The sequence below is a fragment of the Pseudomonas sp. JE3303 genome (assembly GCF_056312565.1).
This window is the reverse complement of sequence record NZ_JBWGIF010000006.1, coordinates 205,451-217,941: the sequence shown is the minus strand read 5'-3', so window position 1 is coordinate 217,941 and position 12,491 is coordinate 205,451. Positions and strand designations below refer to the sequence as shown.

Below are 12,491 nucleotides of genomic sequence, written 5' to 3'. Positions count from 1 at the left end.
AACAGGAAAACACCATGCCCAAGACCCAACTGTTCGACCTCGACGGCAAGATTGCCTTTGTGTCCGGTGCCAGCCGCGGTATTGGTGAGGCGATTGCGCACCTGCTCGCCCAGCAAGGGGCCCATGTGATCGTCTCCAGCCGCAAGCTCGAAGGTTGCCAGCAGGTCGCCGAGGCCATTGTCGCCGCAGGTGGGAAGGCCACGGCGGTGGCTTGCCATATCGGTGAAATGGAGCAGATCGCCCAGGCATTTGCCGCCATCCGCGAACAGTTCGGGCGTTTGGACATCCTGGTCAACAATGCCGCGACGAACCCGCAGTTCTGCAACGTCCTGGATACCGATCCTGGCGCCTTCCAGAAGACGGTGGATGTGAACATCCGCGGGTATTTCTTCATGTCAGTCGAAGCTGGCAAGCTGATGCGGGAAACGGGCGGCGGCAGCATCATCAACGTAGCGTCGATCAATGGCGTGTCGCCCGGGCATTTCCAGGGCATCTACTCGGTCACCAAAGCGGCGGTGATCAACATGACCAAGGTTTTCGCCAAGGAATGCGCCCAGTTTGGTATCCGCTGCAACGCCCTGTTGCCGGGGCTGACCGATACCCGGTTTGCCTCGGCGCTGGTGAAAAACGATGCCATCCTCAACGTCGCCCTGCAGCAGATCCCGCTCAAGCGCGTCGCCGACCCGAAGGAAATGGCCGGCGCGGTGCTGTACCTGGCGAGCGACGCGTCAACTTACACTACAGGCGTGGCGCTCAATGTGGACGGTGGCTTCCTGTCCTGATCCAGCACGGAGCCGCTACAGGCAGGTCGCCGCAGCAGCCTTGCGGCGCAGAGCAACGCTGTCGTTTTTCTGGGCGTAGTAATCGACACGCGTGCCCCCGGCTTGTGTGTAGATGTCGGCGAACGACTCGGCGTCGCGGGTATAGACGGTGAAGCCGCCCTGCTTGCGCGGCTCCAGGTAGCCACTGGCATCGACCCCGAACACCGCCTCGTCCTGCCAGCTGAACTGCAGGCACTGGGCGACGATTTCCTGGGCTTTCTGTGAATCCAGCTGCGCGGTCGGCGCGTGGCCACGTGCCGCTTCCATGGTCGACGACGCACAACCGGCCAGCAGCATCGCTGCAGACAACCCCAGGACAACTCGCATGATGAATCCTCGAAATCAAAGAAGCGGACTCTAGCACTGCTGCGCCGACAAATTGAATTCCTGAGTGCCCCCGCAGGTCGCAATAACACACGCATTCAGAAGGAAACCTGCATGAACTCTCGCTCGCTACTGTCCGCCCTGATCCTGGGCACCAGCCTGTCCTACCTGTCTGTGCCGGCCATCGCGGCCCAGCCATCCGAGGAGAGCATCCAGGAACCGGAAACTCGCAACCGCGAAGTAGAGGTCGGTGACAAGGTACCCGATCAATACAAACGCGATGATGCGGCGTTCGCCGGCTGGAAAGCCAAGGGCCTGCCCGAGCCCAAGAAGGAAAGCCACTGGGTAAAAATGGGCGACCACTACGTGTTGGTTCAGATTACCAATGGAGTAATCCTCGACATCAAGCCGGCCAAGTAAACTATCTGCGGCAGGGCTCGGCGCATGGCCGTGCGCCACCCTGCTGACACCAGCGAATCAATTACTGTCCTTCAGAGACGGTAAAATTTTGCCTGCATGGAAACAAAATGGAGAATTGCCGGTCTGAAGTGTTACCAAGGAAACCCTTGCTGATCAAGGACCTATATTGTGCTGACCCGTCTTGCAAGCATTTCGCTGGTAGCCACCGTGCTGTTGCTTACCGGCTGCCATAGCCACCATTACCATGACCGTGACGGCGGCTATCGTGACGACCACCGTCACAAGCACGACCGCCGTCATGACCGTGACGACGATCGCCGCTATCAAGGCCGCAGCTACCGCTGATTTCCCCCCGGGCCAGCCGCCACTCGCGCGGCGCCCTGTTCCCTGACTGATTTTTTCGAGGTTCATACCATGCGTTTGACTCTGCCTTGTTTCGCGCTGGGCCTGTTGCTGTGCCAGAGCGCACTGGCCGGTGACGGTACTGCTGCCATTGGCGGCGGACTTGGAGGCGTTCTGGGTAACGTTGTCGGCCAGCAAATGGGTGGCAGCGCGGGCGCAGCAATCGGCGCAGGCGTCGGCGGCGCCGCGGGTAGCGCCGTCGGCGCCCGCAAGGGCAATCGTACCGAGGCAGCCATTGGTGGCGGCCTGGGTTCGGCCGGCGGCTCGCTGCTCGGCGGCAAGATGGGCGGCTCGAGCGGCTCGACCATCGGCGCAGGCCTGGGAGGCGCCGCAGGGGGTGCGATAGGCAATCACCTGGGTGACAACGACGGCAGCAAGAAGAAGCACAAGCGCCGTCACCGCCACAGATAACAAGAACCCCGCTTCGGCGGGGTTTTTCATGGGCTTGCGAGATGCCGCGCACAGCCTCGATAATATCCAATTGACATCAGTAGGCATCTTTACCACACTGGTTGGATCCAAAAATCCAGGTTCCGGAAGATGTCGTGGATCCCGTCTCTGCTTGCCGGCCAAACCTTCATGGTAAAGCCCGCCTACTCCCGACTGGCGCCATTGATGCTACTGGCGAGCTTGACCTTCGGACTGACACTGGCCGGCATCCTGGCACGTCCGATCGAGTCGCTGTCGCTGTTCTGGCCGGTCAACGCGGTAATCGCCGGTGTGCTGCTACGCTATCCGCGCCAGGCCACTCCGCTCGGCTTCATATCGATCTACCTGGCGATGACAGGTGCAGACCTTGCCTGCGGCAGCCAATGGCAGCCTGCACTGTGGCTCAACCTGTGCAACCTCAGCGTGATCATTACCGTGCGGCAACTATTGATCCGCCTGCCCCGCGCCCACCGGCGCCTGCGCACGCCCCACGGCGTCCTGTGCTTGTTCGGCGCCTGCGCGGCGGGTGCGACAGTAGCCGCCAGCCTGGCCTGCGTCATGGCCGCACCCTGGTTCGAGCAGTCGCTGCGCGCCACGTGGCTGGCCTGGTTCAGCGAACAGTTCTCCACGAGTATCCTGATCCTCCCGGCGATGCTTACCGCACCGTCCCCCAGTGCCTTGTTGCGTGGTAGCAGCCAGCCGATACGCCTCGCCCCTCTCCTGGTGCTCTTGGTCTCACTATCGCTGAGCATTGCTCTCGGCGGCCCGGGAGCCATTGCTTTCCCGATCGCCGCCCTTCTCTGGTGTGCCTTGACCTATTCGCCATTTCTGGTCGCCCTGCTGACGCTGCTGGCCGGCAGTGCACTGATCGTCGCGGTGGCGCAGCACCTCATGCATTTCAACATCCCGCAGTCAGGGCAAGGCATCACGGCGCTGATGTCCGCGCGCATGGGTATCGCCATGCTGGTGCTGGGCCCCCTGGTAGTGGCCTGTGTCAGCCAGGCTAACCGCAGCCTCCTGCGCCAGCTCAGGCATCGAGCCGACACCGATCACCTGACCAGCGCGCTGAGCCGCAGTGCCTTTACCCTGCAGGCCAATGCGCTGCTTCAGGCCCGGCAGCAGCACGCCCAGCCACTGCCTCTGTCAGTGCTGATGATGGACATCGATCACTTCAAGGCCATCAACGACCGGTATGGTCATGCCCAGGGTGACCAGGTACTCAGGCTCTTTGCCCAGACTGTCCGCGACCACCTGCACGACGGCGAATTGTTCGCACGACTGGGGGGCGAAGAGTTCGTCGTGGTCCTGCCCGGCCAGTCCCCCGAGCAAGGCAGATTCACCGCCGAGCGACTGCGCCGCGCCGTGCAAGAGCTTTACGTGGAACAACGCGGTCAAGTCGCACGTATCACTGTGAGCATCGGCTTGGGCGGTTGCGAAGCCCATGGCAACCTCAGTTCGCTCGACAGCCTGTTGGCGCAAGCCGACCAGGCCCTTTACCAGGCCAAGGCGCAAGGCCGCAACCGAGTGGTGCTGGCGGGCGCGCAGCGCAGGTTCGGCTGAAGGCGTGCTCATAGCGTCCCAGCCTGGCCCGAACAGAGTTGTACAATTTCTACACAATTTAACAAAGCCCGCCGCTCGTCTGGCTTGCAGCGATTTATCCACAGACCTACCCACGATTTTTGTGGACAGTTTTTCCACTGCAATACAGCAGCGTCAGGGCAGACGCAACAGCGCCGCATTGGCCTGACGGACCAGCTCGATCCACTGCCTGGCATTGATCACACCCGAATGCTCCAGAGCCTCGGCGCTGCGCAGCGCCTGGTCATAATCCTCTTCTTGCAGAACACCTTCGCTCAGAAAACGGCTACGCCACTCCAGCATCGCTGTAGTGCCCTTCTTGCATTCCATGTATAGCTCAACTCCACGGCAAATGGCCAGCACGACGTGTGGCCGGGGGGGTAAAAGGCGGCGGAGGTTACACGAGCGACTGTGACTTGAGGGCCATCAGCGCGGACCGTTGGTCAATGAACATGACCGATCGGTCACGATAGCCGACGCAGAGGGGTTGGGGTCCGGAGCGGGCGCCACGGACCTGACGGGAGGTGCGGTTTTCAGCTTGGCGGGATGGTACCCAGAAGCCCGATCAGAATCGTAAGCAACAGAAAACCACCCAGGAAAGCAGCAAGCTTGATCATGATGACCTCATTCAGCAATGGCGGCACGGCAGGCATACAAGGCCCAGCGCACGCCGCTGAAGGCTGGGCTCCGGCGGTATTGTCGAGTGGCGGCTGATATGTAAACAGATTCAGATTGGAGGGAAAAAAGCAGATCAGATGATTGGCTGATCAGAACTCCATCACCATCTCATCCCACGCCATGCCGCCGTGGTCCGAGGTGGAAGGCCTGACGTAGCGATAGCCCATGCGTTCGTAAAGCCCCACATGCCGCTCCTTGCACATCAGGTGAATGCTACGCTTGCCCGCCTCGCGCATCTGCACCACGAACCGATCCATCATCATCAACGCCAGACCGCGGCCTTGCTGTGCCGGGTCGATTACCACCGACATGATGACCACGTTCGGGGCCAGCGGGTCGTGGCCTACGAGTTCCTTGAAGGCCTCGTCAGACATCACCACCTCATGCGCGCAGCCGCAATTGATGAAACCAATGACCCTGCCATCCAGCTCCATCACCAGGAAACCTTCCGGGTACAGGGCAATGCGCGTGGCGATCTTTTCGAGCGTCGCCGCTTCGTCGCCTTCATAGGCGGTGGTTTCGATTTCGAAGCAGCGGGCCGCGTCCTGGGGGGTGGCCTGGCGAAAAACGGGAGTATTCATGTCGGTCATCCGAGCGCTGGGCACCTGCATGGGTGCCCGTGGTGAACTGGCTTCAGGATGATACAAGGGATCAAGGCCGGGGCACGATCATTCCGGCAGCTTCTTGCCGTCCTCGGTCGTGCCTTCCTGTTTTGCCGTGCGCTGCGCCGTGGTCTTCTGATCATTGGGCGACTGGGGATCGGGCCTGAGCGCATCGTTATCGCGCTCAACCTCGCCCTGCGTGTGCTGGGACGGCGTGCTGCCTGTGTCTTTGTTCATGTCGGATCTCCGCAACTGGCTGTAGTGCTTCGATCCAAGGCCGACGCAGGAGGTTCAATCGTCGGCCTTCCGCGAGTCAGAACCTAGCTGGTACACCTGAGCTGAGTAGCCATGGCAGGCACACGCCGCGGGACATGCGGCACACACTCACCGGCGATCTTCCTCGCCCGCCCAACACCCCAGGCCAGCGCGCGGGTCATGGACTCCCCGGGACGGGTGTCATGAGCCTCCTCGTGCAATGCCATGCCGGATGCGGCATACACGCCGATGAACATCTGCGTCGCCCCCGTACGCGACAGGCGCACCTGGACATCGATATGCGTGCCATCGTCGAAAGTTTCATCGTGCGTACGATGGTGAAGTGTTGGATCTGCCCATGACCAGAAACGGTCCCCACGAATTCTCATTCAGACCCTCCTACGACTTTTGTCTTGTTGATCTTGTCCGCACAGCAACAGTAGCGGAACTGTGGCGCTTGGCAATGGTCGGGGGCAGAATCGGAGGGGTATCGGATGATCGGTGCGGATACTTGGACACAAGCTTTTTGAGCGCACAGCTTTTATCAGAACAGAACTGCAGACTTGCCGGGTCCAGGGCTGGTGATGGTGGAACTCTACAGCTTCATCGCCCGCCCTCGTGGAGTTCCCGCAGGACCGCTTCAAAAATCGATGTTATCGAGCTCCAGATCGATTGCCCTTTCTGCGGCGAGAGCCTTTTGTGTCGCAAATCCATAATTGATGTACAAGTCCTGGATGGTCAGCCCAGGCGCCCCCTCGTGGAATTCGATACAACGCTTCAAGGCATGCTTGATGGCCCCATGGGCCAGGACGTGATCCGCCGCGTCCGGCCCGTCAGTTTGAGAGATTCTCTGCTCGATCGCCTCAATCGCCAAAAGCTTCTCTCTTGCTGCTGCCAGGCCGTAACTGCCCGTTTCCGGAATCTTTGCCCACCAATGGTCGACTAACAGACTCTTCATAACAGCACCTCACTCCGGCCCAATGCCGGTTAATGGGTAATAGCTCATGGCGGACCAGATTGCCACTATGCGGGCGGCTATAACAGGCCCCGTCCCTCGGCTGATGCCCTCTCGCGCTCGACGCCATCACTGTCAATTGACTAAGATCGCGCCTTTAACGTTTCAGCGTGTTTCGAAAAAGGAATCTGATGTCTATTCATGAAGCGCCACCGCTCGCCGTCCCGAAGAGCGCTGTCGTCAAGATGGAAGCCGCCATGGCGTTGGGTAGCTTTGCCATTGGCACTGGCGAATTCGCCATCATGGGCCTGATGCCCGATATCGCCACCAACCTGCAGTTGAGCGAGCCTCAGGTAGGCCACGCCATCAGTGCCTATGCCCTGGGCGTGATGGTCGGTGCGCCGACGCTGGCGATCCTGGGCGCGAAGCTCCTGCGCAAGCACATGCTTCTGCTGTTGATGGCGCTGTATGCCCTCGGCAACCTGGCGACCGCATTCGCCCCGTCTTACTCAGGCCTGATCGCATTCCGGTTCATCAGCGGGCTTCCCCATGGTGCGTATTTCGGTATCGCCGCGGTGGTTGCCTCGAGCATGGTGCCGACCAACCAGCGAGCCGGCGCCGTGGCACGGGTGATGATGGGCCTTACCCTGGCCATGCTCCTGGGCAACCCGGTGGCGACCTACCTGGGCCAGTTCTTCGGCTGGCGGTCCGCATTTGTCCTGGTAGGCGCGATCGCACTGTGCACCATAGGGCTCGTATGGCGCTTCGTTCCGCAACGCCACGATGAGGCGCGCAGCGATCCGCGCAAGGAGCTGCAGGCGTTTCGCCTGCCGCAGGTGTGGATGGCGCTCGCCATCGCCTCCATCGGTTTCGCCGGCATGTTCTGCGTATTCAGCTACCTGGCCCCGACCATCCTCGAGGTCACCAAGGCATCACCGCAGTGGATTCCAGTCGCCCTGGCGGCGTTCGGTGTGGGCGGGATCATCGGCAACATTGCCGGCGGCAAGCTGTTCGACCGGCTGCAGTTCCGTGCGGTAGGACTGGTGCTGGTGTGGTCGATAGCAGTGCTCGCGCTCTTCCCCTTCGCTGCCAGTTCGCAGTGGGGAATCCTGCTGAGCATCGGCCTGGTCGGCACCATGATCGCACTGGCCGCCCCCCTGCAGATCCGTTTGATGGACATCGCCCACGAGGCCCCGAGCCTGGCAGCCGCGTCGAACCATGCGGCGTTCAACCTGGCCAATGCGCTTGGTCCTTGGTTTGGCGGCATGGCAATTGCCTCGGGGTACGGCTGGACCAGCACCGGCTACATCGGCGCGGCCACTGCGCTGGCCGGACTGGGGCTCTATCTGGTGGCCAGGCGGATGAAGGGCGGAGACTGAATCGAGGCAAAGTCCCTCCCGATACAGCCGCGAGTACGGACGCCAGTCCGGCCTTCCTCCGAAATGCGATATAGCCGAGCTGCGGCGCAGTGCCGGGCGCCGTCGAGGGTCCGGCACGAGCTTGCAGGATCAGGCAAGCAACCGACCGATATACGCTATCCCACCCGATGGGAGGGCGTGGAAAATGGCTTCACACATCTCAGCAGCGGAGAATCCCATGTCGATAAAAGCCTACGGTGCCCATGCGGGCGACAAGCCCCTTGAGCCGATGGACATCAAGCGTCGCGCCACGGGTGCGCATGACGTGCAGATCGATATCGCCTACTGCGGCATCTGCCACTCGGACCTCCATCAGGTCCGGGCCGAGTGGGCAGGCACGCAATTTCCATGCGTACCCGGGCACGAGATCGTGGGTCGGGTGGCTGCAGTGGGGTCGCATGTCAGTGACTTCGCCATTGGTGATCTGGTAGGTGTCGGTTGTATCGTGGACAGCTGCAAGCATTGCCAGGATTGTGAAGAAGGGCTGGAAAACTATTGCGATGGCATGATCGGGACCTACAACTTCCCTACCCCTGACGAGCCAGGCTGGACGCTCGGTGGCTACTCGCAAGAGATCGTGGTGCATGAACGCTATGTGTTGCGGATCCGCCACCCTGAACAGCAGCTGGCCGCAGTGGCGCCCCTGCTGTGCGCGGGTATCACGACGTACTCTCCGCTTCGCCACTGGAAGGTGGGTCCTGGGAAGAAAGTCGGGGTCGTCGGCATCGGCGGCCTGGGCCACATGGGCATCAAGCTGGCCCATGCCATGGGTGCGCACGTCGTTGCTTTCACCACCTCCGAATCCAAGCGCGAAGCTGCCAGGGAACTGGGTGCCGACGAGGTCGTGGTGTCGCGCAATGCAGACGAAATGGCGGCTCATACCAAGAGCTTCGACCTGATTCTGAATACCGTGGCGGCCCCCCATGACCTCGACGCACTGCTCGTCCTGCTCAAGCGTGACGGCACCATGGCCCTGGTCGGCGCGCCCGCGACACCGCATCCGACTCCGAATGTCTTCAACTTCATCATGAAGCGGCGCTCGCTGGCAGGTTCCATGATTGGCGGCATCGCCGAGACTCAGGAGATGCTGGATTTCTGTGCCGAGCACAACATCGTTTCCGAAATTGAAATGGTGCGTGCAGACGAAATCAACGCCAGCTATGAGCGGATGCTCAAGGGCGATGTGAAGTACCGGTTCGTTATCGACAACAGTACGCTGACCGCCTGAGGCATATTGGCCTGTTGGCACTACGGGAGCGATGGCTGCGTTTAGCGCCGTCGCTTGCCTTGCGACAGTCATCCGGCCAAGGAGGGTCGCTGCGAGCTTCATGCCACTCACCCCCTCCGCCTGAACTTTGCTGCATCTTTTGGCTTTACCTGCACAGGCCTCTCGACAATCACGCCTCTGCAGGAGTCCATCATCATGAGAGCATTGACCTACCACGGTGCAAACGATGTCAGGGTTGATACTGTCCCTGACCCGACTATTCAGGCCACGGACGACATCATCCTGAGGGTTTCGGATCTCCATCTCTACCGGGGCAAGATCCCCGCGACGGAGCATGGCGATATCTTCGGCCATGAATTCATGGGCGTGGTCGAAGACACTGGCAGCGCCGTCACCCACCTCAAGCGCGGGGACCGGGTGGTGATCCCCTTCGTGATCGCCTGCGGCAGCTGCTTCTTCTGCCAGCACGACCTCTTTGCGGCTTGCGAAACCACCAACACGGGACGCGGCGCAATCATCAACAAGAAAGCGATACCACCAGGCGCGGCGTTGTTCGGCTTTAGCCACCTGTATGGTGGCATTCCCGGGGGCCAGGCTGACTATGTCCGCGTGCCTCAGGCCAATGTTGGCGCATTCAAGGTGCCCACGGCCCTGCCGGATGAGAAAGTGCTGTTCCTTTCCGACATCCTGCCCACTGCCTGGCAGGCCGTCATCAATGCGGAAGTCGGGCAGGGTTCGAGCTTGGCGATCTACGGCGCCGGGCCCGTTGGCCTGCTGAGCGCCGCGTGCGCGCAGATGCTGGGCGCCCAGACCATCTTCATGGTCGACGACAACGATTATCGACTGGCCTACGCCCGCGACGCCTACGGTGTGATCCCGATCAACTTCGAGAAGGACGACGACCCTGCGGATAGCATCATCCGCCAGACGCCGGGTATGCGCGGTGTCGACGCGGTGATCGATGCGGTCGGTTTCGAAGCCAAGGGCAGCACCACCGAAACAGTGCTGACTACCCTCAAGCTCGAAGGAAGCAGCGGCAAGGCCCTGCGCCAGGCCATCGCTGCCGTGCGCCGCGGCGGTATCGTGAGCGTACCGGGCGTCTACGCCGGCTTCATTCATGCCTTCATGTTCGGCGACGCGTTCGACAAAGGCCTGACCTTCAAGATGGGCCAGACCCACGTGCACAAGTATCTGCCCGAGCTGCTTGAGCATATCGAGGCCGGGCGGCTGCGGCCGGAGACGATCATCACCCACCGTATGGCCCTGGAAGATGCGGCCAAGGGGTACAAGATGTTTGATCAGAAGCAAGATGACTGCCGCAAGGTCATTCTTGTCCCTGGCGCCGCCGCGGATATCAAGGCCTGATCAGGAGTCACACACGGTGTAAAACTTGAATGCGGGACGAGCTGCGGTTATTCAGTCACCTCGACTGGAACGCAGCCCCTAGAGTTTGAACCGTACTCGAATAGTGCTTTTCTCCAAGGCTTCACCCACGGTGACCGCCGCGTTCCCATAGCCGGAGTAGCTTTTCACCAACCTCATACCCAGGCCAGTGCCGGTAGGCTTGGGATACGACTCAGGGAAGCCATCCCCCTGGTCGGAGACCGTGATAAGCGCATGATCGACCGCTTCCTTCACACTGACGCTGATAGTACCTTTGCCGTACTTCAACGAGTTGGTGATCAGCTCGGAAATCACCAGGCCAAGCGGGGCCATTCGCTCGGGCGGCAGAATGAAGGGGTCAGCCTCCAGGAGAATTTCCCGGTCAGCAATGGCCTTGCCCAGATCACCCAGCAGTGAGGCAAGGTAGTCCGATGCGGATACCTGCTGGTTTTCCGCATCTTGATAAAGGCGCTCATGTACGCTGGCGATGGTCACGACTCGGCCTGCGGCCGTCTGCAGCTGGAGCTTGACCGCATCGTCGGCAGCCAGGTTGGCTTGCAGGAGCAATAATGTGTTCACCAGGTGCAAGCTGTTCTTCACCCGATGGTGGATCTCCTCCAGGTGGAAGTCGCTTTCGTTCAATCGACTGTGCTGGGCATCGATCAAGGTCACCAGCTTGACCTCATGCAGGTGACGCTCAGTGATATCCCTGGAGACAGCAATGATCCTGTCCACTTCACCTTCGTTGCCAAAGATTGGCGCCGCGGTAACGTCCCACCATTTTGGCTGCCCTGAAGCCGTGGGGCAGAACCCTTCGAAGCGGGTTGATTCTCCTGCCCTCACTTTCTCTATTGCGTCCAGCACCGCGTTGCGCGATTCATCAGGCCATAGCTGCGACCACGGCTGACCCTGCACATGCGCAAGTTCACCGATATGCATCAGGCACATGCCCGCCTCGTTCATGAACTCGACCTCGCCGCTTCTTGCGAGGATCTTCACGCAATCCGGACTGGCATTAAGCACACTCTCCGAGTACAGGTTCGGTCTTTCACCCTCGGCGTCCGCTGACATTCTTTCGACCGACATGGCGATGACGTTCGAGATGCCCTCCATGAATACCAGGTCACTCTCGATGAAGTCCTCACCGTCGCCGCTGTCTGCTTCCAACACACCAAAGGGCGTCGACACCCCGCGAATCGGAACGTTGATAGCGCGCTCGATGCCATATTTCTTGAGCAGCGAGGGCGTTCTGAAACGATTTTCCTTACCGAGATGGTTTGAGAGTACCGGGCGATTGGTGGCGATGGCATAGCCCGCCGGGCTGGCTTCATCATTACCTACCCGCGCGTGTCCGATATCGGAATTGTCCCAGCCTACCCCGTGGGAAAGGACGAACTCGTCCGCATCCGATACCGGCGTGAGCACCTTGGCGAACCGGGTTTCCATGCCTTGGGCAACGGTGGAGCACGCCTGTGTCAGTAACTCATGCAGGCTCGAAATCCGGAGGGAAGCCACTCCGAACCCCACAACAAGCTCGTGCTGTTTCCGAAGCCTGGCGTGAGACCGTTGCAACGCATTGCGGATGATTTCTTCTGGGGAATTCTGTTGCATCGGTGAATCCAGGCTGTCGCGGTAGGAAGCGGCTGCTCGACGTTCGTGAGCGCCCGCCAGCGGGCTCCAGCGGTAGCAGGGAGCCGTTTGCGGGATAATCTCATAGTCATACTAAAGAAAGTATCACCAAGCGTTTTGGACAGCATTCTTGGAGTGGCGACGCTATGGCTCAGTGCAAGCCTGCTGTGCTTCAGAGCTTCTGTTGCAGGAACGGCTATTTCGCTGGCAAGTCGCACAGATCAAGAGCGGATGTAGCCGCGAACACCGGCGAAGCCAGTGCCAGATACCGCGCCAGCCTCTTCGCGGCTGAAGCCAGAGGTACGGCAGCGACCTCAGGCTTGCGCTAAGCCTCTAGGCTGGGTCACCAGCGAAGAATCCAACTCAGTT

The 12,491-nt window shown here is 60.6% G+C and carries 15 protein-coding genes; 8 read left to right on the top strand and 7 right to left on the bottom strand.

Going from position 1 to position 12,491, the window contains the following annotated elements; genetic code table 11:
• Positions 1-14: 14 nt before the first annotated feature.
• Positions 15-782 carry an SDR family oxidoreductase gene (locus tag AC0ZZU_RS10930; RefSeq protein ID WP_476340611.1) on the top strand — a complete coding sequence of 256 codons (768 nt, stop codon included), beginning with the start codon at positions 15-17 and terminating at the stop codon, positions 780-782.
• Between the two features lie 15 nt (positions 783-797).
• Here the strand turns inward: AC0ZZU_RS10930 and AC0ZZU_RS10925 are convergent, their stop codons facing one another.
• A complete protein-coding gene (locus AC0ZZU_RS10925; protein WP_476340610.1) occupies positions 798-1,148 on the bottom strand; it encodes a hypothetical protein in 351 nt (116 codons plus the stop codon).
• Between the two features lie 111 nt (positions 1,149-1,259).
• Here AC0ZZU_RS10925 and AC0ZZU_RS10920 point away from each other — a divergent pair, with 111 nt between their 5' ends.
• From AC0ZZU_RS10920 to AC0ZZU_RS10905, 4 genes are all read left to right on the top strand, one after another.
• Positions 1,260-1,565: an RcnB family protein gene (locus AC0ZZU_RS10920; protein ID WP_158460720.1), complete on the top strand. Its 306-nt coding sequence runs from the start codon at positions 1,260-1,262 to the stop codon at positions 1,563-1,565.
• 168 nt (positions 1,566-1,733) lie between these two features.
• The gene (locus AC0ZZU_RS10915; protein WP_476340745.1) at positions 1,734-1,910 is read left to right on the top strand and encodes a hypothetical protein; all 177 of its coding nucleotides are present in this window, start codon (positions 1,734-1,736) and stop codon (positions 1,908-1,910) included.
• A gap of 69 nt (positions 1,911-1,979) precedes the next feature.
• Positions 1,980-2,378 (top strand): glycine zipper domain-containing protein, encoded by a 399-nt coding sequence (locus AC0ZZU_RS10910; protein WP_476340609.1) that lies wholly within the window; start codon positions 1,980-1,982, stop codon positions 2,376-2,378.
• Between the two features lie 168 nt (positions 2,379-2,546).
• Positions 2,547-3,956 (top strand): GGDEF domain-containing protein, encoded by a 1,410-nt coding sequence (locus tag AC0ZZU_RS10905; RefSeq protein ID WP_476340743.1) that lies wholly within the window; start codon positions 2,547-2,549, stop codon positions 3,954-3,956.
• A 153-nt stretch (positions 3,957-4,109) separates the two neighbouring features.
• On the opposite strand, the gene AC0ZZU_RS10900 is transcribed toward AC0ZZU_RS10905, so the two are convergent.
• The 5 genes from AC0ZZU_RS10900 to AC0ZZU_RS10880 all read right to left on the bottom strand — a co-directional run bounded on the left by AC0ZZU_RS10900 (position 4,110) and on the right by AC0ZZU_RS10880 (position 6,467).
• Positions 4,110-4,304, bottom strand: coding sequence for a hypothetical protein (locus tag AC0ZZU_RS10900; RefSeq protein ID WP_476340608.1), 195 nt, complete (start codon positions 4,302-4,304; stop codon positions 4,110-4,112).
• Between the two features lie 437 nt (positions 4,305-4,741).
• On the bottom strand, positions 4,742-5,233 hold the full coding sequence (locus AC0ZZU_RS10895) for a GNAT family N-acetyltransferase (RefSeq protein ID WP_476340606.1): 492 nt from the start codon (positions 5,231-5,233) through the stop codon (positions 4,742-4,744).
• Between the two features lie 87 nt (positions 5,234-5,320).
• Positions 5,321-5,491, bottom strand: coding sequence for a hypothetical protein (locus AC0ZZU_RS10890; protein ID WP_476340605.1), 171 nt, complete (start codon positions 5,489-5,491; stop codon positions 5,321-5,323).
• Positions 5,492-5,574: 83 nt separating this feature from the next.
• Positions 5,575-5,898 carry a hypothetical protein gene (locus AC0ZZU_RS10885; protein WP_476340604.1) on the bottom strand — a complete coding sequence of 108 codons (324 nt, stop codon included), beginning with the start codon at positions 5,896-5,898 and terminating at the stop codon, positions 5,575-5,577.
• Between the two features lie 251 nt (positions 5,899-6,149).
• Entirely contained in the window at positions 6,150-6,467 is a 318-nt protein-coding gene (locus AC0ZZU_RS10880; RefSeq protein WP_476340602.1) for a hypothetical protein, read from the bottom strand.
• 188 nt (positions 6,468-6,655) lie between these two features.
• Here AC0ZZU_RS10880 and AC0ZZU_RS10875 point away from each other — a divergent pair, with 188 nt between their 5' ends.
• The 3 genes from AC0ZZU_RS10875 to AC0ZZU_RS10865 all read left to right on the top strand — a co-directional run bounded on the left by AC0ZZU_RS10875 (position 6,656) and on the right by AC0ZZU_RS10865 (position 10,475).
• Positions 6,656-7,843, top strand: a complete 1,188-nt coding sequence (locus AC0ZZU_RS10875) for an MFS transporter (protein ID WP_476340601.1) — start codon at positions 6,656-6,658, stop codon at positions 7,841-7,843.
• A 217-nt stretch (positions 7,844-8,060) separates the two neighbouring features.
• A complete protein-coding gene (locus AC0ZZU_RS10870; RefSeq protein WP_476340599.1) occupies positions 8,061-9,110 on the top strand; it encodes an NAD(P)-dependent alcohol dehydrogenase in 1,050 nt (349 codons plus the stop codon).
• 195 nt (positions 9,111-9,305) lie between these two features.
• Positions 9,306-10,475: a zinc-dependent alcohol dehydrogenase gene (locus tag AC0ZZU_RS10865; protein WP_476340597.1), complete on the top strand. Its 1,170-nt coding sequence runs from the start codon at positions 9,306-9,308 to the stop codon at positions 10,473-10,475.
• A 78-nt stretch (positions 10,476-10,553) separates the two neighbouring features.
• Here the strand turns inward: AC0ZZU_RS10865 and AC0ZZU_RS10860 are convergent, their stop codons facing one another.
• Complete coding sequence (locus AC0ZZU_RS10860) at positions 10,554-12,104, bottom strand: sensor histidine kinase (protein ID WP_476340596.1); 1,551 nt, start codon at positions 12,102-12,104, stop codon at positions 10,554-10,556.
• Between the last annotated feature and the right edge of the window lie 387 nt (positions 12,105-12,491).

Excerpts from the sequence above, each read along its gene's own strand:
- AC0ZZU_RS10930 (WP_476340611.1), top strand. The coding sequence starts at position 15 with ATGCCCAAGACCCAACTGTTCGACCTCGACGGCAAGATTGCCTTTGTG.
- AC0ZZU_RS10925 (WP_476340610.1), bottom strand. The coding sequence starts at position 1,148 with ATGCGAGTTGTCCTGGGGTTGTCTGCAGCGATGCTGCTGGCCGGTTGT.
- AC0ZZU_RS10920 (WP_158460720.1), top strand. The coding sequence starts at position 1,260 with ATGAACTCTCGCTCGCTACTGTCCGCCCTGATCCTGGGCACCAGCCTG.
- AC0ZZU_RS10910 (WP_476340609.1), top strand. The coding sequence starts at position 1,980 with ATGCGTTTGACTCTGCCTTGTTTCGCGCTGGGCCTGTTGCTGTGCCAG.
- AC0ZZU_RS10905 (WP_476340743.1), top strand. The coding sequence starts at position 2,547 with ATGGTAAAGCCCGCCTACTCCCGACTGGCGCCATTGATGCTACTGGCG.
- AC0ZZU_RS10900 (WP_476340608.1), bottom strand. The coding sequence starts at position 4,304 with ATGGAATGCAAGAAGGGCACTACAGCGATGCTGGAGTGGCGTAGCCGT.
- AC0ZZU_RS10895 (WP_476340606.1), bottom strand. The coding sequence starts at position 5,233 with ATGAATACTCCCGTTTTTCGCCAGGCCACCCCCCAGGACGCGGCCCGC.
- AC0ZZU_RS10890 (WP_476340605.1), bottom strand. The coding sequence starts at position 5,491 with ATGAACAAAGACACAGGCAGCACGCCGTCCCAGCACACGCAGGGCGAG.
- AC0ZZU_RS10885 (WP_476340604.1), bottom strand. The coding sequence starts at position 5,898 with ATGAGAATTCGTGGGGACCGTTTCTGGTCATGGGCAGATCCAACACTT.
- AC0ZZU_RS10880 (WP_476340602.1), bottom strand. The coding sequence starts at position 6,467 with ATGAAGAGTCTGTTAGTCGACCATTGGTGGGCAAAGATTCCGGAAACG.
- AC0ZZU_RS10875 (WP_476340601.1), top strand. The coding sequence starts at position 6,656 with ATGTCTATTCATGAAGCGCCACCGCTCGCCGTCCCGAAGAGCGCTGTC.
- AC0ZZU_RS10870 (WP_476340599.1), top strand. The coding sequence starts at position 8,061 with ATGTCGATAAAAGCCTACGGTGCCCATGCGGGCGACAAGCCCCTTGAG.
- AC0ZZU_RS10865 (WP_476340597.1), top strand. The coding sequence starts at position 9,306 with ATGAGAGCATTGACCTACCACGGTGCAAACGATGTCAGGGTTGATACT.
- AC0ZZU_RS10860 (WP_476340596.1), bottom strand. The coding sequence starts at position 12,104 with ATGCAACAGAATTCCCCAGAAGAAATCATCCGCAATGCGTTGCAACGG.